This is a genomic window from Clostridioides sp. ES-S-0006-03 (assembly GCF_020662275.1).
Classification (GTDB): Bacteria; Bacillota; Clostridia; order Peptostreptococcales; family Peptostreptococcaceae; genus Clostridioides.
This window is the reverse complement of record NZ_JADGMM010000008.1, coordinates 119858-141470: the sequence shown is the minus strand read 5'-3', so window position 1 is coordinate 141470 and position 21613 is coordinate 119858. Positions and strand designations below refer to the sequence as shown.

Genomic DNA, 21613 nt, shown 5'->3' with positions numbered 1-21613 from the left:
CTTCATAAAATCTTCATAATTTCGTAAAGAATATGTAACAAAAGTAGGGTATATTGTATTCTGTAGAGAATATAAGGGAGGAAATAATTTATGAAGAATAAGAAGTTCATTATAGCAATACTGATAATAATAGTTGGAATAGGTGTGTTAGTAAAAGAATATTCAATTAAAGAGATAAATAAGGCTGATATAGATGTTAGTAAGTATATAGAATATGCTGATTTAGCAAGTGAAAATAATGCACAAGTTAATTGGAAGTATGTGGCTTCTATCATTGCTGTATTAAATAAAAATAAGTTAGAAAAAGTTAATGATTCACAAATAAAAGAAGTATCAGATTTATTTGTTAAAGATTTTTCTAAAAATAATAAAGTAGAAAATTTAAGTAGTGTTTTAGATGAGTTGAAATTTAATAATAAACAAAAAAGATTGGTTAATGATTATATAGAGGACCTTAAAGATTATGGAATAAAGCCAGAAAGATTAAAATCTGATACACAATATATGAAATTTATTAATGAGATTGAAACATCTGCTATACAAAACTATAAAAATTATAAAATATTGCCATCTATAACCATTGCACAAGCAATAATTGAGTCTAGTTGGGGTAAATCAAGTTTAGCAAAAGAGTATAATAACTTATTTGGTATAAAGGCTGATGCCTATTGGAAAGGAAAATCAGTTACTTTAGAAACAAAAGAACATTTAGATACAATTATAGATGATAAATTTAGAATATATGATGATAAAAGTGAATCTATAAAAGACCATGCAGAATTTTTAGCTACAAATAAAAGATATAAAGCCAATGGTGTATTTGATGCAAAAACATATATCTATCAAGCTAAAGCATTAGAAAAAGCAGGTTATAGCACTGCAAAAGATGAAAGTGGAAGTAACATATATGCAGAACGTCTAATAGAATTAATTCAACAATATAATCTTCAATTAATAGATAGTGAAATTCAAAGTAAATTGTAACTTTGGTGTAACATAAGGGTGATATATTTATCGAGGAGGTGGATTTTATGAAAAAAATATTCTCGGTATTTACAAGTTGTATGATTATTGCAACTACTATCACTGGATGTAGTAGTAGTGAGGTTATTAATGACACATCATCTATGTATAATGTCAAAAATCTGGACTTTAATTTTGAAGTAAAACCAGAAACTTTTGAGGTATCAGTAGAATCTAATGGTTTAAAGGAAAAGATATCTGAACCATTAAAAGAAAGGAAAGTATCAAATTTTAAACAGACAAAAACAGAGACATCATGGACATATCCTGATGAAAACATAGACATAAATATAAAAAAAGAGGAAAGCTATTTAGATGTAGATATTAAATCTAATTCAGAAAAAGAAGCTAGTTTTAATTGGCCAAGAATTGAAGGCGAAAGTTATGTGTTACCACTTTATGAAGGTAAATTTATACCAAGTGATGATAAATACTGGAAAGAGCATTTAAATGAATCAGCTTACAATGTCATAGAATCCTTTTCGATGCAGTTTTTTGCAGTAAATAAGACAAAGTATTCTGTGCTTTATATTATTGAAAATGAATTTAATAATGAGATTAAATTTAATTCTAAAGATAAAATTAATTTTACATTTACACATGAATATCCAAGTATAAATAAAAATAAAGAGTATGGATTTAAAATATATTTGACTGATAAAAATATTACAGATGTGGCAAAAACCTATAAAAATTATATAGTTGATAAAGGTGAGTTTAAAACATTAGAAGAAAAATCTAAGGATAATAAAAACATTGAAAAGCTTTATGGAGCTCCTCAGATTTATTTTGCAGACAAATCTATAATAACAGTAGGTGATATTAAATGGGACAAATTAAAGGAAAATTTATCAGATGATTTAATTAATTGGATGAAAGAACTCCTAAGTAAAAAACCTGATAATAGTGAATTTATAACTGTACTTAATCAAATAAAAACCCAAGATTATATAGATAAATATCAAAAAAATCAAATAGTTCAAGCCTTTAATCAAGTTATGCAACTAAATACTTTTTATAATAGTAAGGTTTTTGATAGTAATGATAAAGAAATAAAAAAAGTACTAGATAAAGGAATATCTAAATTAAATAGAGTAGAACTTATAGAGTTTAACAAAACGTTATTAAAGTCAAAATTGGGGAATAGTGTGAATAAAATTGATACATGGGCAAGATATAATACAATTGATGTAATTAATGATATGAATAAATCTGGTATTGATAATGCTTGGATAGGGTTTGATGATATGGAAGAAGGTTATGTATCACCAGAAATAGTCAAAAGAGCTAATGATTTAGGTTATCTTGTAGGACCATATGATTCATATCATTCTATACACAAGCAAGGGGAAGAAAAATGGAGTACAGCATCATTTAAAGATAAGTCACTATATGAAAATGCTACTATAGAAAATAAAAAAGGTGAAAAAGAATCTGGATTTCAAGGAGAAGGAAGACAACTAAATCCTACATTATCTTTACCAAGTGTAAAAGAGAGAGTAAAAAGTATATTGAATGAGGGGTATGAATTTAATTCTTGGTTTATAGACTGTGATGCTACAGGAGAAATTTTTGATGATTATTCTCCAAATCATATAACAACACAGTCACAAGATTTAAAAGCTAGACTTGAAAGAATGTCATATATAAGAGATAATGCAAATATGGTTATAGGTTCAGAAGGAGGAAATGATTTTGCAAGTAGCACTATAGCATTTGCACATGGGCTTGAAACACCAGCGTTTGCTTGGGTAGATAAAGATATGAGTAAGAACAAAGAAAGTGAATATTATGTTGGTAGATACTATTCTCCAACAGGAGGAGTGCCAGAAGTCTTTTCAAAGCAGATACCTGTAAAAGAAAAATATAAAAAAATATTTATAGACCCAACTTATTCTTTACCTTTATTTAGATTAGTTTATAATGATTCTGTTGTATCTTCTCATCAATGGCTATGGGGAACTTTCAAAATTAAGGATGAAGTTGGAAGTAGAATGATGAAAGAAGTATTATATAATACACCACCTATGTATTATATAGATAGAACTGAATGGGAAAAACATAAAGGTGAAATAATTTCTCATGATAAAGTATGGTCAGAGTTCAATAAAAAGGCTATTAAAAGAGAAATGACAGACTTTAAGTTTATTTCTGATGATAGATTAGTTCAAATGACTAAATATGGAGATGATTTAAAAGTAGTAGCTAATTTCTCTGAAAAAGATGTTAAATATGAAAATGAAATTGTAAAATCAAATTCTTTGGTAATATATGATAATAATAAGAAAATTATGTATAAACCAGAATAATAGATTTAATGAAAATAAATTCTATCAAACTCACATATAAAATAATATTTAATTAAACTATACAAAATGGTGATTATAATTAATTTTAATAATTAAGATAGTCACTATTTTTATATCATTTTTAATATTGAAAGCTTTACTTCAGTAATATTAAATATTCTCATTATTCTAACATATGTCATACTCATTGTGCCTCTTAATAAATATAAGTTTTATTTTTATTTTAGACAATATATTGACTTTTTGCATTTGAAATAGTATTCTTAGATAAGACACTATATTGTCTAATTGAAGTAATATTATTTTATGAATTATGAATGAAGCAAATTTGAAAGATTTAATAAACACTAAAAATAAATACTGGTTCATAGAGAAGGGAAAATATTAAAGAAAATGAATACAATCATTAAAGTTCAAGATTTGGTAAAAGTATTTGATAATCAAGAGGTCATAAAACATTGCAATATAAATGTAGAGAAAGGAAGTATTTATGGATTTTTAGGTGCAAATGGAGCTGGAAAAACTACAGTACTAAAATTGATAGCAGGTTTATTAAAACCAACCACTGGGAATATAATGATTTCTGATATGAATATATCAGAAAATCGTAATAATATTTTAAGAAAAATTGGATGTATTATAGAAACACCAATTTTTTATGAACATTTATCAGCTGAGGAAAATTTAAAGATACATAATGCTTACATGAATTTTTATGATGCAGATATAAATGCTGTTTTACAAAAAGTAGGACTCGAAAATACTGGAAAGATACAGGTATGTAAGTTTTCTTTGGGTATGAAGCAAAGGTTGGGGATTGCTCGTGCAATGATACATAATCCAGATATTCTTTTACTTGATGAACCTATCAATGGTCTTGACCCTATGGGAATAAAACAAATGCGTGATTTATTCAGAACACTTGCAAAAGAATATGATATGACACTTATTATTTCAAGTCATATATTAAGTGAAATAGAGTATATAGCTGATACAATAGGCATTATTTCGAATGGAAGTATTTTAAAAGAAATTCCTATGTCTACAGTAAAACAAGAATTTCCTAATGGCTTGGAAGAGTATTTTTTTGAAATAATGAATGGAGGAAACAACTGTGTATAAACTTATAAAATTAGAACTAAAAAAAAATAATATTCGCCCTTATCTTCATGCCATGGGTATCATTACCTTATGTGTATTAGGATTTTTGTATACATTTGCTATGATTGCTTATACAGGGGGGGATACAGATTCTGCTGAGTTTTCTAATTACCATAATATTTGGGTAATCACTAACGTTCTACAAATGTCAGCTTATGCCATTTTATCAGCTGTATTGTTTTCCACATTTGTTATAAAAGAATATTCTGTAAAAAATGCAATTTTGATTTTTACTTATCCAATAAATAGAAAGACTTTATTGAATTCAAAGATTGTATTGATAGCTACATTATGTTTGAGTTTTATGTTGCTTGGGACGATTATTTCCCTCCTTATATTTATGGTTACAGAAGCTTTTTTTCCTATGATTTCTGATAATTTTACTCTTGGATTGTTTTTTAAGATTATTATTGAAACAATTTTGTGTGCTGTATTCTCTTTATTTATAGGTGTAATTTCTGCTAGCATTGGATTTCGAAAATATTCCATTCAAACAACGATTATAGTCTCTGTTATTCTTGCTTCCTGCACTGCTAACATTATAACAACTATGATTCACACATATATTCCTTTTATTATTGTCTGGATAGTAGCAGCAGTATTAGCTGGACTTTCGTATTTATGGCTTATCTCAAAAGTTGAAGACATAGAAGTATAATTGTATACTTAATAAAGGTAGTTCTAATGAATAAAGCAACAGATAATAATGCGTCATACTTTATTTATCTGTTGCTTTTTAACATTTTGTGGATGATTAAAGTCTGTTTTCCAATCGGTTTGTACATTTAAAAATAATTTTTAATTATTTTATACTTTATGCTTTTGATTCATTCTTATATAGATACTTAGCAAGAATTGAAATTAATAGCATAATTATGAACATACATACTATAGGTATATAGACTGTGGAACTGAAAATTTCAAATAATTTTCCATGCATAATTTGACCAACTGGAGCAACACACTGTGATACAGCGGTAATAGTAGCCATTACTTTACCCAATAATTCATTAGGAGTTTGTTTTTGAACAATAGTTAAAACGAATATAGTAATAATTGTCATAGACATGGCTATAGGTATAACACAAATAAATAACAATATAAAAGATGGATAATATCCTAGTCTAAGCATTAAAGGTGAAATAGAAATAGCCATTGGTATCATCAGAATACTAATTAACATTAACCAGCGATACAGTGTATTCATTTTCATTTTTTTAGCAAACAGACCTATTGAAAGTGCACCTAAAACACTACTAAATTCAATAATTCCTATCCCTATGCCATACATATTATTACTACTATGCATTGTTATACGTAAAATATATTGTATTCCTACAAGTAAGAATGGAGTCAAAAATAAATTTAAAGAAGCAGCTAGAATCATGGCTTTACTAATATAAGATTGTTTTATAACATAAGAAAATCCTTCTTTCATATCACTGACTATTGTTGATACTATGCTTCCATTAACTTTTCTTTTATTAAAAGGTATATGAATAAACATTTCCATTACTGCGGATAGAAAAAATGCAATACAACTTACAATAAGAAGCATCTTAATTCCAATAAGGCCATATAACAAACCTCCAAGTACAGGAGCAAACATACTTGAAAGAGAGCTTATTCCGTTTACAATTCCATTTGCTTGTTCTAAATCTTTTTCATTTGCTATTAAAGGTATGCTTGCTTGCACAGTAGGTTGATACATAGAACTAATAATTGATAATAGTACCATAATAACCCCAATTAATACAATAGAATTATTTAAATTAGAAAGAAGACAAATAAAAGTAAAAATAATAACTGAACTAATAAAATCAAATATAACCATTAAATTTTTACGATTAAATCTATCAGCTATTGCACCACCAATTGGAGAAAATAAAAGAGGTATGCTTGATATTGCGTATAAAGTTGCAAATATGTCTGCACGTCCTGTCATATCTAAAATATAAGTGGAAAGTCCAAATCTTAACAACGATGAACCAAGTATAGAGACAATTTGACCAAGTACTATTAAATTAAAATTCTTATTAAAACAACTATTCATTTTATTTAAATCTTGCATTTCTAGAACACCTCACTTTTTAAGACTGACCGTCGGTCTATAAAAATTATAATCAATCACAAATAAAAAGTCAATAGAAATATTTAATTTATAATTTTAAAATTATATTTTTATTTTAAATAAAAGGTATGATATCTATCAAAAATATATCATATCTTATAAATAGCGATATTTCTTTCATACAAAATTAAAAATGGTAATTTGAAATAGTTATAATGAATAGTATTAATATATAGATATAGGGAGATTGATGAAATCATGCATGAAAAAGATAAGGTTATATATAATCTGGAAGAATGTGAGAGTCTAGAAAATACACTTTACTTCTCTCAATTTAATACATATAAAAATTTTAAGCTAGTTTCTAAAAAATCTGGAGTAAATTTATTAGATACATCTATTTGTGGCATGAATATCCACGATATAAAATTGATTGATACAATAGAATGTATGTCGTTAGAGGATGAGCAGATGACTGGTAAAAAGTTAATTTTAGTTGGCGATATAAATACTAACATAAGGTTAGAAAATATAAATAATGCTAAAAGAAATAGGAATTTTACAAAGAAAAATATACTTGAATTAAAAATACCTTTTAGTACATTTATACAAATGCCTAGAGGAATAAAAAATAACGATAAAATTAATTTAAAGTATATTATACAAGATATAACATCATCCATTTTAGATGACAATAATTTATTTATAAGTGTAACTACAATTATAAGTTATGACAATAATTTTAAAATAAGATAATATTTAAATTATAGAAAGGTGGGTGCAATGAGAGGTATCAATGAATATGGGGGAGATTTTAGTTATAAGTTATTATCTAGAAGCCCTATAATAACAAAAACTACTTTTAGTAATATTGTTTCAAATGATATGAGTGGAAATATTTTAGAGGTAGAAAAATATGTTGATAAAGAATGTGCATCTGTATTTGATATTTTAACATATACTATTATTGTTACAAATATGAGTAATCGCAAAACTGGGAATATATTTTTTAAAGATTATATTTCTAAGTACATAAAATTTATAAATAATACTGTAGAAGTTAATGGTATCAGAAAGGGTGGATTAAATCCACAACAAGGTTTTTACATAGGTAAAATAAATGGAAATTGTAAAAAAATAATATCTTTTAAAAGTATAGTATTAGCAAATTCAGCATGTAGGGTTATAGAAAACCACGCTAATATATATTATTATTATAAGTATGATATGGAAAAATTTCCAATGAAAATATCAATAGAAAGTAATCGTGTTTATACAAGTATTAAAAAAGCTGTATTTAAACAATTAAATATAAGCAATACTTTAAAAGCACCTAAAAATCTAAAAGATATATTAAAAGTGAAGACAAATAGCAAAATACTTAGTATAAAACTTATAAAAAATCCTATAAATAAAGACAAAAATCTAAAACTATGCAATTTAATAATTGTTGGAAGTATAGAGTTTGAAATTAACTATAGTTGTAGAAATTATAGTAGATTTAAATCAGTAAATAAATTAGATAATAGTTATAACATTCAAGAAGATAAGGACTATAGAAGTAATATAAAAATGGCTAATGAAAATATAGAAAATTACAAAAATCAAATTAATATTACTCCTAGCAAAGTTAAAAAAGTTACTAAAACCTTTGGTTTCTCTTGCTTTATTTGTTCACCTGTTGGAATAGTTTATGAAGATGTAAAAAGTATAAATATAAAAACTGAACATATATCAATAAATGAACTGAATAATGGTGAATTATTCATAAATACATCGCTTTTATTATACTATTAATTGGTTGTACATAAAATTTAAAATTACTAAAACAATTATATGGTTTAATGTATACAAATATTATTATAGATTAGATATAAGGTGATAATTATTGTTAAAATAGCATCAATTATAAAAAATCAGTTAATCAAGTATTTATGACTTATAAATTGATTATAAAGCCTTAACAATAAGCTATTATCAAATAATTTATTATAATATTATAATGACAAGTATATAGTTTAAGAATAAAAGTGTTAGAAAAGTTAGAGATAAGAAATTTGTGATTCTTGAGGAAATTTTAGCTTGCAATATATCTGTAATAAATATAGAAATATAAATTTAATAACCACAGTATTCTTAGGAATACACCAAATAATTCAATGTTTGTAACATATACTGTTAGATAATGTGTTGAACTATAATACTTATACTGGATTTACAGTAGTTATTATGAAATAGAGTTAAATAATAATTGTAATAAATAAAATTAAGCATCTAGATTTATGCTAAAATAAGACAAATATGTTAAAAAAATGATAAGTTATGAGAACTTTTGCCATCTTCAATTAATATATTATTACTAGTAATAGCTTTAAAATCATATTACTATTATACAAATTTTAGCTTTAAAAGAAGGTGACAAAAAGTAAATGAAAATATGCATAACAGTAGGTCATAGTATACTAAAAGGTGGAAAAAGTACAGGTGTAAATGCAATAGTTGATGAGTATAGTTATAATAAAAAATTAGCTCCTATGTTAGCAGAGATGCTCATAAGTCAAGGTAATACAGTAGATGTAATAATTTGTCCAGAAAGACATTTTGTAGCAGAAAAAGAAGAGTTTTTTTATAGAGTTCCAAAAGTAAATAGTGGCAAATATGATTTACTAGTAGAGCTACATTTAAATAAAAGTGATGGAAAAAGCTTTGGTGCAGAAGTACTTTATTATGGTAATGAAGGATTAGAATATGCTAAAAGAGTATCTAATAAACTTGGAGAATTATTTGAAAATAGAGGAGCTAAAAAAAGAGAAAATTTATATATCTTGAGAAACACGAATCCAGTTGCAATACAAATTGAAAGTTTTTTCTGTGATAATGTGGATGATTGCAATAAAGCCAATGAAGCAGGTTATGACTATATAGCACGATTAATTACAGAAGGTATTTTGAATAAAGATATAGGTATGTGAGATTATGGTAATTTAGGTATTGATTAATACCTTTTAATCTTAGATATAAATTGAAAAATTGTCTAGGAATATAAATTAAACCTAAGAAGTATACTAATTCAGTTTATTTAAATCAATTTAATTATCTAAAAAAAATACCCCTTGAAAATATTGACTTATCAATGTTAATAAGGGGTATTTTTTTAGATTTTATTTTGATTTAAGGACTAGTTCATAATTTTTTCTGCTAAAATCTATATATAATGATAAAAAGTATAAAAATATCGGTGTCTTACATTATAATAATATAATGGAGAAAAATATAATTGATAAGATAAAAATAAACATAATAAGGTGGTAATATATGAAATATACATTCGAAAGTTTTAAATTGGATAAAAAGATACTTAAGTCATTAAAAAATTTAGAATATAATGTACCTTCTAAGGTACAAATAGAAGTTATTCCAGAATTGTTAAATAGTAAAAATATAGCAGTAAAATCAAAAACAGGAAGTGGGAAAACAGCAAGTTTTGCAATACCGATATGTGAAAATATTGATATAGAATACAATAATATTCAAGCACTTATAGTAGTACCAACGAGAGAATTAGCGCTACAGGTAAAAGATGAGATATCAAGTATAGGAAGGTTAAAGAAGGTAAGATGTAGTGCTATATTTGGTAGACAATCTATAAAAGAACAAGTAGCTGAGTTAAAGCAAAGGGTTCATGTCGTTGTAGCTACTCCGGGTAGAATAATTGACCATATAAATAGAGGCACTATTAATTTAGAAAAAATAAAGTATTTAATAATAGATGAAGCTGATAAAATGTTTAATAAAGGTTTTCTTGAACAGATGGAAACAATATTAACAAATATACCTAAAGAGAGAACCTTAGGTCTTTTTTCAGCTACAATAGGTGAAGAGATAAAATATATATGTGAAAAATATACGCCAGATTACGGCATTATAAATGTAGAAGGAAATGAAAGTAACACTAATGAAGGATTAAGACAAATAGATGATAAAATAATCAAGTCAAAGGAAAGAAATAAGTATGTAGTTTTAAAAGAATTAATATACAGCGAAAATCCAAGGAGTGTAATAATATTTTGTAATACTAAAGAAAAAGTATCTAAACTATATAATAAAATGAGTAAGGAAGGTTTTTTGGTAAGAGAGTTACATGCAGATTTATCACAAGAAAAAAGAATATTTGTGATTAAGGATTTTAAAAATATAAAGTTTAATGTATTAGTTAGTAGTGATGTAGCATCTAGAGGAATACATATTGATGATATTTCTTTAGTCATAAACTATGATGTGCCACAAGATAAGGAAAACTATATACATAGGATAGGTAGGACTGGTAGAAAAGGAAATAGTGGAAAAGCTATCACTATAGTAGATGAAAAAGATGAGAAATATATAGATAATATAGAAACATATGTAGGATATAAAATAAATGAGTTAACTAATATAGAACAAAGTAGTATTATTAAGGGTAAAGTTTTGTTTGAAGAATATTCAAAAGAAATTTTGAAAGAAGTATCGAAAAGAAAAAAAATTGCTAAAAATTCAAACAAAAGTAAAGATATAAAATCAAATCTAGAAAATGAAGTAGTTAAATTGTATTTAAATGCTGGTAAAAAGAAGAAGATAAGGGTCTTAGATATAGTTGGAGCATTTAGTAATATAAAAGGTATTACTAATGATGATATAGGTGTAATCGAAGTTCAAGATTTATGTTCATATATAGATATATTAAATTACAAGGGAGACTTGATATTGAAAAGATATAAAGAGATTCCTATAAAGAAAAAAATGGTTAAGGTAAAAAGAGATATACAATAATTCAATTATCATTATTAGTTAATTATTATAATAAATTGCATTGGTTTTGTATTTTCTAAGTATAATGAGATTATAAAGGCTAGATAAAATAAAATTAGAAGAAAAAAGAATTTGATTAAGAGGTACTATATGAAATATTTTGGAAATGGGTTAAGTGAAGTACACAAAGAATTAAATAAAATCATACGTAAAGAAGAAAAAATAGAACAGGTAAAAGCACTATTTTTAGAAATTCATTCAAAATTACATCTCTCAGAAATATCAAATACAGAAAAAAATGAAGTGGACAAACTTATTAATGACTTAAACAGAAATGAATATGCTATTATGCCAACAAGTAAAGACGAAACTATTGCATGGGTTTTGTGACATATCTCAAGGATTTAAGATTTAACAGTAAATGTACTAGTTGCCCAAAAAGAACAAATTTTTAATGAACAATGGAAAGAGAGATTGAATATTTTTATTACAGATACAGGAAATGCTCTCTCTGATGATGAAATTATGAATTTAAGTAAAAGTATCAATACTAATGAATTGCTTTGCTATCGAAATGAAGTTGCAAATGGAAAGAACATTTTCGTACAAAAAAGAAACTTTACAGAAGTTAGATTATAATAACTTAAGTAAACAACAAATCAACTAAGGTATTATTGATTTTGGTTATACTCTAAGTTATACTATTTTTAAGTGTCTATGACAATAGTCATTTTAAATGTAAATCATAAACATATATTTATAGAAATATTAAAGGGGGAAACATATGGCATACTTTAAATATAATAACAAACAGTGTTACTATAATGAAATTGGAGATGGTACACCATTACTTTTTTTACATGGAAATACAGCCTCATCTAAGATGTTTGATGATATAATCGATTTTTATAAAGATGAATATAAAATAATATTAATTGATTTTGTTGGTCATGGCAAATCTCAAATGGTTGATAAGTTTTCTGTCGATTTATGGTTTGATGAGGCTATGCAAGTTATATGTTTTTTAGAAAAGATGAACTATAAAAAAGTAAATATAATTGGCAGTAGTGGAGGAGCTCTTGTTGCATTAAATGTTGCACTTGAAAGACCCGATTTAGTGAATAAGGTAATTGCAGATAGTTTTGAAGGAGAAGCTCCTCTAGAGTCCTTTGTGCAAAATGTGAAATTAGAGCGTGAAGCATCAAAGCAAGATGATGATGCAAAAGCTTTTTATATTTACAATCAAGGCGAAAATTGGGAGCAAGTAGTAGATAATGATACAGAAGCTATTTTTGAACATTATAAAACTATAGGTAAATTTTTTCATAAACCTCTAGAAACTATGCAACCAGATGTACTTTTAACAGGAAGTAAAGAAGATGAATTTGTATCTTTAGTAGCTCATGATTTCTTTGAAAATACTTTTTCATCACTTCTTGAAAAAATTAAAAATGGAAAAATGCATCTGTTTAATAAAGGTGGGCATCCAGCTATTTTATCAAATGGATTAATTTTTTCAAATGTAGCAAAGAAATTTTTAAAAGAATAATTTAATGATATAATTTGAGCATGGAATAGAGTGTGTTATGGAAATAAAGAATACTTTATATTTTATAAAGGCGTTGGAATATATGAAATACGTACATACAAATATAATAGCAAGAGACTGGGAAAAGCTGTCTGAATTTTATAAAGATGTATTTGAATGCAGAAAAGTACCACCACAAAGAAAACCTAAAAGGTGAATGGTTGGATAGATTGACAGGGATAAAAGATGCTCATATTGAAGGTGTGCACTTAGCTTTACCTGGATATGATGATTGTTTACCAACATTAGAAATATTTTCATATAATTTATATGGTGAAGTGCTTCAAAAAAATATAAATAATTATGGTTTTTCACACATCGCATTTGAAGTTGAAAATGTTGAAGAAACCCTAAATAAAATAAAAAGTGCAGGTGGAGGTCAAGTTGGAGAAATTGTTAAAACAAAATATCCTAATGGACAAGTTGCTACATTTGTATATGCAACAGATATAGAAGGAAATATTATTGAATTACAGAGCTGGGATTAAATAATAACACAAACAAATTTTTATTTATATTACAAAAAATTTAAAAAGGGTGTTATTAAAATATGTAATTAGACATATCTATTATGTATTGATAACACTTTTTTAATAAATTGGTCATCCTACAATTTTATCAAATGGTCTTGCTTTCTTAAAAATAGCTAAAGGTTTTCTTAAGAAGTAATTTAAAAAGTTTTTGTATATAATAATGAATAACAAACAATGGAAGAGAGACTTATAAAAAATAACAAACATTGTTTAAAAAGGATACTTGAGTATCTCATAGAATTTATCAAGTATCCTTTTAAATGCTAAATTAATTTACAGAGTTTTTCTAATGAGGCAGATTTATACTTATTTTTATTTATTACTACAGTAATATCATTAAAAAGTTTAAAATCAGGAATAAATATCTGTAGAAGGTTTCCTTTTTCTATTTCTTGCTCAACTAGAATTTTAGGAAGAATTGAAACACCTAAACTATTTTTAGTAGCTTCTATTAGGGATTGTGAATCTACACTTTCCCAGCTTGCATGTACTTTGTAACCTTGCAAGGTTACAGCTGATTCAAAAGTTTCACGTACAGCACTTCCTCTTTCTCGTAATAGTAAATCCATACCCAATAGTTGAGATAAACTTAACTCGGCAGTATTGCAATAGCTTGGTGAAGATACAATGCATAATTCATAAGAAGAAAATTTTCTGATTTCTAATGCGCCTTGTATGATTTTCCCTTCAATAAAAGCTATATCAACCTTTCCTTGTTTCAATAATTTTAATGCTTTTAATGCACTATGAACTTCAACGTTAATCTTAGTATTTGGAGATATTTCTTGAAATTTCCTTATTAATTGAGGCAGCCATATTTGAGCAAACGTAATACAAGACGCAATATGTATGGGCGTTTCACACTCTAAGTTTTTAATCCTTGATTCAACATTTTCTAAATTTTCAAGTATTGGCAAAATTTCTTGTAAAAGAAGTTCTCCTGTTTTTGTTAATTTAACACTTTTATGTAATCGCTCAAATAATTTGGTTTCAGCCTCATTCTCAAGCTCTCTTATTGCATGGGAAACTGCTGATTGTGTAATAAATAGATTATTTGCAGCTTTAGTGAAATTTTCTACTCTTGCAACTTCTCTAAAAATAATGCAATGTTTAAAATTCATAATTAGACTCCTTTACTCATGAATTAAATTCATGTCTGCAACAATATTTTATCATTTTACAAATAGCAGTACAACATTTATAATATGTCCATGTGCACATAGAAAGGAATATTATGAGAAAAAATATTAAATTGTATTTATGGCTTTGCTATATAAGTTTATTTATAAGTGCCTTTACTTTTGGTGGTGGATACGTTGTTGTTCCTATGATAAAAAAGTACTATGTTATGGATAAAAAAATATTTAGTGAATCAGAGCTTATGGAAATGGCTACAATTGCTCAATCTTCACCTGGAGCAATTGCAATCAACTTAAGCATTTTAGCAGGTAAAAGAACAGCTGGATTTATAGGAGTAATTATCAGTTGTATTTGTTCAATTATACCTCCTATAGTAATTTTAGGACTTGTTTCAAGGTGGTATGTTGCGTTTTCTTCAAATATTTATATAATTGCAATCTTAAAAGGTATGCAGGCATGCGTTGCTGCATTGATTGTAGATTTGACTATAGATATGTATAAAATGATTCTTAATGAAAAATCAATGTTATTAAATCTATTAGTACCATTTTCATTTATTGCTTGTACTTTCCTTAAAATTAATGTAATACTCGTATTACTTTTAAGTTGTTTGATTTGTTTATTTGCTATATATATTCAACTTCGAAAAAAGGGGGAGAGTATATGATTATAAATTTATTCTTTACGTTTTTGAAAATAGGAATGTTTAGTATAGGTGGTGGTTATGCTATTATTCCAATTATACAGGAACAGGTAGTTTTTAAGCAAGGATGGATAACACAAAAGGTTTTTACTGATATTATTACAATTTCTCAAATGACTCCAGGTCCATTAGCTGTTAATACTTCTACTTTTGTTGGTATGCAAGTGGCAGGAATTGAGGGTGCTATATCAGCAACAGTTGGTTGTATAATATCAGGAATAATTATTTCTATGTTTTTATATGGATTTTTTAAAAAATATAAGAGTTCGAAATTTGTTTTTGAAATTTTAAATGGACTGAAAGCATCCTCTTTAGGATTAATCATCTCAGCAGGATTTACAATTATATTGTTGACATTTTTTGGTTCTTCAAATTATTATACTACCAATATTTTCAAAAATATAGATATTATAGCTGTTATTTTATTTTGTTGTTCATTGTACTGTTTACGAAAATATAAGATTGGACCTATACTTATGATGGTGTTATCTGGATTGTTTGGATTAATTGTATATTTATAAAGAAGGTTAATATATAAGCAAAGAAAGATTTACATATAATTTGCAAAGCTTAAGATATTATGGAGTCTCCTATATTTTAGGAAACTCCTGTTTATCAATTACAAATAACATAGTAGTATTTTATTTTTACTTACTATATATCTTACCTTCAATTAAACAAGTCCATTATCTCACTATCAGATAAACTTCTTAATACACCTTCGTTAGAAAGCTCTCCATTTATAAATTGATTTATAAGCTCTTTTTTATTTTCTTGTAATTTTATTATCTTTTCTTCTATAGTGCCTTTAGCAATTAACTTTATAACTTGTACTACATTTTTTTGACCGAATCTATGAGCTCTGTCACTAGCTTGATTTTCTACTGATGGATTCCACCATGGGTCAAAGTGAATTACAATATCAGCAGTTGTAAGATTTAATCCTGTACCACCTGCCTTTAAAGATATTAAAAAAACTTTTTTGTCAGTACTATTATTAAATTTATCTACAAGTTCAAGCCTTTCTTTAGCATTAGTTTTACCATCTATATAGTGATATGCAATTTTACACTTATCAAGTTCCTTGCCTATATTTTTAAGGACAGATGTAAATTGTGAAAATAATAATATCTTGTGATTTTCATTTATACTATCTCTAAGTATTTCTAGACATGTTTCTATTTTTGAACTTTTTTTATTATAATCTTTTACCACTATACTTGGGTCTAAACAAAGCTGTCTTAGTTTAGTTAAATAAGAGAAAATAACTATTTTATCTTTCTTAAGATTTTTATCTTTCATTTTATCTTGTATATCTTTTGCATACACACTATATATTTTTTTCTGTTCCTTATTTAATTCAACAAAAAAGTTTTTCTCAATCTTGTCTGGGAGTTCTTTCATTACTTCTTTTTTACTTCTTCTAAGAATAAAAGGCTTTATAAGTCTTTTTAAATTTTCAACATTATCTTCTTTATTTATAAATAACTCTTGAAATTTTCCTCTACTATATAAATATCCAGGCATTATAAAATCAAATATAGACCATAACTCTACTAAATTGTTTTCCATAGGTGTACCAGTAAGTGCAAATTTATTTTTTGCATTTATATTTTTTACAGCTTCTGTTACTAAAGCCACTGGATTTTTAATGTTTTGAGCCTCATCTATTACACAATAATCAAAAATTATTTCATTATATTTTTCTAAGTCATTTCTAAGAGTACCATATGTTGTAAGGACTACATTAAAATCGTTTATTTCTCTAAAGCACTTTTCTCTATCTTTTTTATTTCCATGTATCAATAGAACTTTTATATCTGGAGCAAATTTTTCAAATTCATTTTTCCAATTATAAATAAGTGATGTTGGCGTAACAATAATACTTTTTTTATTGAATACAGATAGTAAAAATGTAATAGTTTGTATTGTTTTTCCAAGACCCATTTCATCAGCTAATATACCACCAAATTTATAAAAATCTAAAACTTTAAACCAATTAAAACCATTTATTTGGTAGTCACGTAGATTTGCTTTTAAATTACTTGGAATTTCTGAATTTATAACATTAAAATTTCTAAATTTAGCACATGTATTTTCTAATTCATTTTTACCAGTTATAAATTTTAAATCTTTACCTTTTATCATTTCATTTATATATAGAGCTTTATTATTATGAATTTTATTATCTTTTGATTTATCAATTACATCCAAATTTTCAACCAGTTCAAAAAAATCTTTAGTTTCTTTTTCTGATAAGTCTATAAAACTTCCATCTTTTAGCTTATAAAAAGTACGTTTTTCTTGGAGAGCTTTTAGAATATCTTTGTACTCTTTTGGATTTATATCAGATATATTAAAATTAAATTCTAGATAATTTTGATTAGTTTGATTAATTGAAGCTTGAATTGATGAAGAATTATATATTTTCTTCAATTTAAACTTTTCAGAATAATAGATATCTCCAAATTCCTTTAAAGATTCTAACTGTGAATCTAAAAATGTAAATAGGTCATAGTCAGTTCCTTTAAATGTATATCTGTTATTTTCTTTTACAAATTGTGAAGAAAGCATTTTATTTTCAATTTTAGCCTCCTTTTGTATATTGGGAAGTATAAATTTTTTACCACTTTCATCATCATAGATATACTTTATGTCGCAACATACATTGCCATCAATTATATCAAAGTAAAACTCTGTTTCAAAATTATTTGCTATATTATTTTTTATGTTTTCATCCAAATAAACTTCTTTGGATATTGACTTTAATTTAGGCACTAATAGCCCTAAAACATCTTTAGAGTCTTCTTTATCAAATTTTAATTCCTTAGATTTTGATAATACTTGATAGATTTTTGAATAATCTCGAGCCTTTTTATGAGACAATAAGTAGATATTATTCTCATATAAAAGTACATCACCTTTTCTACTAAGTGGAACAGGTAGTAAGTCTTTGGAGGATAAGACAATTTTATCTTCTATATTTTTAAAATTAAATTTTATTGGTAAAATATCACTTGATACTTTTGGATGATATTCTTTCTTAGAAAAAATTAGAGTAAAATCCTTGTCCTTAAGAGCATTCAAAAATTGTTTCAGAGAACTCATATTTATTTCCATGAACTTTTTTGAGTATGACGAAGAAAAATTATATGAAAGATTTGTTCCATATTCTTCTATCATATCTATTAACTTCTCATCTTCATCAGCAAAATAATGGATGTTAGGATTATAAATAAATTTTTTTCCAAACTCCAATTCATATCCATTAAGTTTTGAATATGCAAATTCAGTGATATTTTTTAAAACATACATTTTATCGATTCCAATTTTAAACTCAGCAATTGCTTTGTTTGAATCAATGTTTAATAATACATCTAAATTGACTCTTTCTTTTTTAGTATCATTTAAAAAAGAAAGTAGTTGTTTACTTAAGTCCAAGCCGACTTTAGAATCAGTCTTAGAAAGTTTATCTTTATCATCATCTAATATATCTATTAGAACAGGAGGAATGTCATTTTTACTTTTTATTTGCTTTAGGCTTTTTATCACAATAGCAACTAGATGTTTACATATAAAGATGCCTCGATTTGTAATATTTGATTGACAATCAACACAACTACAGTCACTTTCAATTATTTTAAAGTGTTTTATATCTATTGTTATTGAATTAAAATAAAAGCTATAATTATCCTCAGAATTGACTCCACCACGAAATGTTAGCAAGTTATTTTGTAAGTCATCAATATCAATGTCTATATAATCAACTAATTGATTACTATAGTATTTTATACCTCTTGACCATCTTGATGGTTCTGTATTTCTTTTGATTAATTTATATATCATATCTATTTTCATTTTATTCACCTTACCTCACTGTATATATTATAATCTAAATCTATTCAATTTACACTCTAAATACAGTGTTTAAATTAAAGCATATATAAATAGCTTTTATCTATTGCAAAATATATATAAATAACAATTTGCTATTAGATTTTTATTGTAATCTCCTGTAAACTAGGAGTGAAAAATAATGATTTAAGTAGTTTATAAATGTATATAAAATTTAATTATTAAAAACATATTTTAAGTTTATGATATTTAAATTAAAAGAATGTATAATAATTATAGTGTTTTATATTTATCATTGGGAAAGGAAGATATTGATATGGATAGTTATAAATTGATTAAGGCTAAGATACCATGTAAGGAAACAGGAATAGAAATAAAGAAGACTTTATGTGATATTTGTTCTCCAGGAATTCATTGTGGAATTGATGCATATGTCAAAGATGGCAAAGTAATAAAAATAGAAGGAACAAAAGAGCATCCAATGAACAGAGGGTTGTTGTGTACAAAGGGGCTTTGTAATAGAGAATATATGTATCGAGAAGATAGAATAAAAACACCACTGAAGAGGATTGGAAAAAGAGGTGAAGGAAAGTTTAAGCCAATATCATGGGAAGAAGCTTATAGTGAAATAGGGGGAAAATTAAATAAAATAAAAGACGAATATGGAGCAAAACATGTAGCATTTTTTACAGGGTATGGAAAGTGGTATAGACCGTTTTTACAAAGGTTTGCATCTTCATTTGGTTCTCCTAATTATGGTACAGAATCAAGCTCCTGTTCAACATCAGCACAGATGGCTGGAAATGTTGCAACTGGGAGAAATTTTACAATGCAGGATATGGAAAATGCAAATACTTATTTAGGTTGGGGGTTTAATCCATACTACTCTAAATTTTTAAATAGTGTAAATTTAAGTAAACTAAAGGAAAAAGGTTTAAAATTTATAATTGTAGACCCTAGGATAACACCAACAACTCAAAAAATATCAGATTTGCACTTGAGAGTTAAGCCTGGTACTGATGGAGCTTTAGCTCTAGGAATGGCTAATTTATTTATAGAAAAAGATTTGATAGATAAAGAATACATAGAAAAACATGTACATGGGTTTGATGAATACAAGGAATATGTAAAATTATTTGATTTAGATACTGTCAACAAAATTACAGGGGTTTCTAAAGATGATATAGTAAAAGCTGTAGAGATGTTATCGAAAGGTCCATTTTGTATAAATGAAAGTGCTGCTCCAGTAGTTCATCACCAAAATGGATTTCAAAATTATAGGGCAATGATGTCTCTATCTGCTATAACAGGTAATTATGATAAAATTGGAGGTAACATACCAAAACAAGATTATTTTGCTGGTAAGGTAGGAGGATTTCAAACATTAGAAAAAGAGTTTGTAAAAGAAGTGCTACCTAAAAATATAAATGAAAGAATTGGTGGGGAAAGATTTCCTCTTTGGAATGAAATGGTAAATCAATTTCAAGCTATGGATTTAACTCGACAAATAGAAGAAAAGACACCTTATGAAATAAAAGCATTGTTTTGTCATGGTATAAATGCTAGAATGTTTCCTAATTCAGGTAGGCTTTTTAACGCTCTAAACACTGTAGATTTCTTTGTCAATATAGATTTATTTATGACAGATGCATCAAAATATGCAGATATACTTTTACCTGCATGCACATCTTTTGAAAGAGAAGAATGTAAGAGTTATCCAGGTGGATATATTACATATACGAAAAAAGTAATTGATACATTATATGATTCAAAATCAGATGTAGAAATACTTTCTGACTTAGCAAATGTTATGGACATAGATGATGATTTCTTAAAAGCAGGTTATGAAGCAAGTATAAGACATATGTTTAAAGGAACTTGTGTAGATGTAGATGAACTTAAAGAAAGTGATTCACCATTGAAATGTAAAGATTTTAAATCATATGAGGTAGGTTCGTATACAATGGAAGGTTATGATACTAGTACATCTAAGTTTGAATTAAAATCTACAATTATTGAAAAATATAAAGATTTTGGATTAGATACATTACCAACATACAAAGAATTTAATGATGATATAGATGAGTATAATTACCTATTAACATCAGGTGCAAGAATTCCAAATGCATTACACTCAAGACTTCATGATGTTAAGCTTTCGAGAATATTAAAAAATGAGGCTAGTTGTGACATTTCTAGTTTAGATGCAAAAGACTTAGGTATTAATAATGGAGATTATATAAAAATAACTACTAAAATAGGAAGTTTGAATGTCAAGGTCAATGTTACTGATAGAGTTTTATATAAAAACATACATATGTATCATGGATATAGAGAAGCTGATGTAAATAGTATCATCTGTGATAATTTTGACCCTTATAGTGGATTCCCTGCATATAGAAGTTGTAAGTGTAAGATTGAAAAAGTGAATAAATAATTGGG

General features: G+C 26.2%; 19 protein-coding genes. 16 read left to right on the top strand and 3 right to left on the bottom strand.

The features are described 5' to 3' along the window. Window positions 1–90 precede the first annotated feature (90 nt). From IR151_RS12495 to IR151_RS12480, 4 genes are all read left to right on the top strand, one after another. Complete coding sequence (locus IR151_RS12495) at window positions 91–984, top strand: glycoside hydrolase family 73 protein (protein WP_227434846.1); 894 nt, start codon at window positions 91–93, stop codon at window positions 982–984. Window positions 985–1031: 47 nt separating this feature from the next. Continuing rightward, the gene (locus IR151_RS12490) at window positions 1032–3332 is read left to right on the top strand and encodes a glycoside hydrolase (RefSeq protein WP_227434845.1); all 2301 of its coding nucleotides are present in this window, start codon (window positions 1032–1034) and stop codon (window positions 3330–3332) included. A 393-nt stretch (window positions 3333–3725) separates the two neighbouring features. Next, window positions 3726–4454 carry an ABC transporter ATP-binding protein gene (locus IR151_RS12485; RefSeq protein ID WP_227434844.1) on the top strand — a complete coding sequence of 243 codons (729 nt, stop codon included), beginning with the start codon at window positions 3726–3728 and terminating at the stop codon, window positions 4452–4454. Next, window positions 4447–5151 (top strand): ABC transporter permease, encoded by a 705-nt coding sequence (locus tag IR151_RS12480; RefSeq protein WP_227434843.1) that lies wholly within the window; start codon window positions 4447–4449, stop codon window positions 5149–5151. Before IR151_RS12485 ends, IR151_RS12480 begins: the two co-directional genes overlap by 8 nt. Window positions 5152–5307: 156 nt before the next feature. Here the strand turns inward: IR151_RS12480 and IR151_RS12475 are convergent, their stop codons facing one another. Then, window positions 5308–6564 carry an MFS transporter gene (locus tag IR151_RS12475; protein WP_227434842.1) on the bottom strand — a complete coding sequence of 419 codons (1257 nt, stop codon included), beginning with the start codon at window positions 6562–6564 and terminating at the stop codon, window positions 5308–5310. 258 nt (window positions 6565–6822) lie between these two features. Between IR151_RS12475 and IR151_RS12470 the strand changes: the two genes are divergently transcribed. From IR151_RS12470 to IR151_RS12435, 9 genes are all read left to right on the top strand, one after another. Beyond that, a complete protein-coding gene (locus IR151_RS12470; RefSeq protein ID WP_227434841.1) occupies window positions 6823–7320 on the top strand; it encodes an SPOCS domain-containing protein in 498 nt (165 codons plus the stop codon). A gap of 27 nt (window positions 7321–7347) precedes the next feature. Beyond that, the gene (locus IR151_RS12465; RefSeq protein ID WP_227434840.1) at window positions 7348–8361 is read left to right on the top strand and encodes a DUF11 domain-containing protein; all 1014 of its coding nucleotides are present in this window, start codon (window positions 7348–7350) and stop codon (window positions 8359–8361) included. A gap of 632 nt (window positions 8362–8993) precedes the next feature. Next, on the top strand, window positions 8994–9536 hold the full coding sequence (locus tag IR151_RS12460; protein WP_227434839.1) for an N-acetylmuramoyl-L-alanine amidase: 543 nt from the start codon (window positions 8994–8996) through the stop codon (window positions 9534–9536). A gap of 343 nt (window positions 9537–9879) precedes the next feature. Then, window positions 9880–11373: a DEAD/DEAH box helicase gene (locus tag IR151_RS12455; protein ID WP_227434838.1), complete on the top strand. Its 1494-nt coding sequence runs from the start codon at window positions 9880–9882 to the stop codon at window positions 11371–11373. Window positions 11374–11502: 129 nt separating this feature from the next. Then, window positions 11503–11742 carry a hypothetical protein gene (locus tag IR151_RS12450; RefSeq protein WP_227434837.1) on the top strand — a complete coding sequence of 80 codons (240 nt, stop codon included), beginning with the start codon at window positions 11503–11505 and terminating at the stop codon, window positions 11740–11742. An 84-nt stretch (window positions 11743–11826) separates the two neighbouring features. After that, on the top strand, window positions 11827–11991 hold the full coding sequence (locus IR151_RS12445; protein ID WP_227434836.1) for a hypothetical protein: 165 nt from the start codon (window positions 11827–11829) through the stop codon (window positions 11989–11991). Between the two features lie 145 nt (window positions 11992–12136). Next, the gene (locus tag IR151_RS12440) at window positions 12137–12901 is read left to right on the top strand and encodes an alpha/beta fold hydrolase (RefSeq protein WP_227434835.1); all 765 of its coding nucleotides are present in this window, start codon (window positions 12137–12139) and stop codon (window positions 12899–12901) included. An 82-nt stretch (window positions 12902–12983) separates the two neighbouring features. Beyond that, window positions 12984–13097: a VOC family protein gene (locus tag IR151_RS20485; protein WP_413927363.1), complete on the top strand. Its 114-nt coding sequence runs from the start codon at window positions 12984–12986 to the stop codon at window positions 13095–13097. Window positions 13098–13101: 4 nt separating this feature from the next. Beyond that, the gene (locus IR151_RS12435; RefSeq protein ID WP_413927362.1) at window positions 13102–13428 is read left to right on the top strand and encodes a VOC family protein; all 327 of its coding nucleotides are present in this window, start codon (window positions 13102–13104) and stop codon (window positions 13426–13428) included. Window positions 13429–13736: 308 nt separating this feature from the next. Here IR151_RS12435 and IR151_RS12430 read toward each other — a convergent pair whose 3' ends face one another. Beyond that, on the bottom strand, window positions 13737–14594 hold the full coding sequence (locus tag IR151_RS12430; RefSeq protein WP_227434834.1) for a LysR family transcriptional regulator: 858 nt from the start codon (window positions 14592–14594) through the stop codon (window positions 13737–13739). Window positions 14595–14707: 113 nt separating this feature from the next. Here IR151_RS12430 and IR151_RS12425 point away from each other — a divergent pair, with 113 nt between their 5' ends. Both IR151_RS12425 and IR151_RS12420 read left to right on the top strand, forming a co-directional pair. Beyond that, window positions 14708–15280, top strand: coding sequence for a chromate transporter (locus IR151_RS12425; RefSeq protein ID WP_227434833.1), 573 nt, complete (start codon window positions 14708–14710; stop codon window positions 15278–15280). Continuing rightward, window positions 15277–15837, top strand: a complete 561-nt coding sequence (locus IR151_RS12420; RefSeq protein ID WP_227434832.1) for a chromate transporter — start codon at window positions 15277–15279, stop codon at window positions 15835–15837. The genes IR151_RS12425 and IR151_RS12420 overlap by 4 nt, the downstream gene beginning before the upstream one ends. A gap of 148 nt (window positions 15838–15985) precedes the next feature. On the opposite strand, the gene IR151_RS12415 is transcribed toward IR151_RS12420, so the two are convergent. Continuing rightward, window positions 15986–19174, bottom strand: a complete 3189-nt coding sequence (locus tag IR151_RS12415; RefSeq protein WP_227434831.1) for a DEAD/DEAH box helicase — start codon at window positions 19172–19174, stop codon at window positions 15986–15988. Between the two features lie 259 nt (window positions 19175–19433). Between IR151_RS12415 and IR151_RS12410 the strand changes: the two genes are divergently transcribed. Further along, complete coding sequence (locus IR151_RS12410; protein ID WP_227434830.1) at window positions 19434–21608, top strand: molybdopterin-dependent oxidoreductase; 2175 nt, start codon at window positions 19434–19436, stop codon at window positions 21606–21608. The last annotated feature ends 5 nt before the right edge of the window (window positions 21609–21613 follow it).

Excerpts from the sequence above, each read along its gene's own strand:
- IR151_RS12475 (WP_227434842.1), bottom strand. The coding sequence starts at position 6,564 with ATGCAAGATTTAAATAAAATGAATAGTTGTTTTAATAAGAATTTTAAT.
- IR151_RS12460 (WP_227434839.1), top strand. The coding sequence starts at position 8,994 with ATGAAAATATGCATAACAGTAGGTCATAGTATACTAAAAGGTGGAAAA.
- IR151_RS12470 (WP_227434841.1), top strand. The coding sequence starts at position 6,823 with ATGCATGAAAAAGATAAGGTTATATATAATCTGGAAGAATGTGAGAGT.
- IR151_RS12440 (WP_227434835.1), top strand. The coding sequence starts at position 12,137 with ATGGCATACTTTAAATATAATAACAAACAGTGTTACTATAATGAAATT.
- IR151_RS12425 (WP_227434833.1), top strand. The coding sequence starts at position 14,708 with ATGAGAAAAAATATTAAATTGTATTTATGGCTTTGCTATATAAGTTTA.
- IR151_RS12420 (WP_227434832.1), top strand. The coding sequence starts at position 15,277 with ATGATTATAAATTTATTCTTTACGTTTTTGAAAATAGGAATGTTTAGT.
- IR151_RS12415 (WP_227434831.1), bottom strand. The coding sequence starts at position 19,174 with ATGAAAATAGATATGATATATAAATTAATCAAAAGAAATACAGAACCA.
- IR151_RS12430 (WP_227434834.1), bottom strand. The coding sequence starts at position 14,594 with ATGAATTTTAAACATTGCATTATTTTTAGAGAAGTTGCAAGAGTAGAA.
- IR151_RS12450 (WP_227434837.1), top strand. The coding sequence starts at position 11,503 with ATGAAATATTTTGGAAATGGGTTAAGTGAAGTACACAAAGAATTAAAT.
- IR151_RS12465 (WP_227434840.1), top strand. The coding sequence starts at position 7,348 with ATGAGAGGTATCAATGAATATGGGGGAGATTTTAGTTATAAGTTATTA.
- IR151_RS12490 (WP_227434845.1), top strand. The coding sequence starts at position 1,032 with ATGAAAAAAATATTCTCGGTATTTACAAGTTGTATGATTATTGCAACT.
- IR151_RS12495 (WP_227434846.1), top strand. The coding sequence starts at position 91 with ATGAAGAATAAGAAGTTCATTATAGCAATACTGATAATAATAGTTGGA.
- IR151_RS12455 (WP_227434838.1), top strand. The coding sequence starts at position 9,880 with ATGAAATATACATTCGAAAGTTTTAAATTGGATAAAAAGATACTTAAG.
- IR151_RS12485 (WP_227434844.1), top strand. The coding sequence starts at position 3,726 with ATGAATACAATCATTAAAGTTCAAGATTTGGTAAAAGTATTTGATAAT.
- IR151_RS12410 (WP_227434830.1), top strand. The coding sequence starts at position 19,434 with ATGTATAATAATTATAGTGTTTTATATTTATCATTGGGAAAGGAAGAT.
- IR151_RS20485 (WP_413927363.1), top strand. The coding sequence starts at position 12,984 with ATGAAATACGTACATACAAATATAATAGCAAGAGACTGGGAAAAGCTG.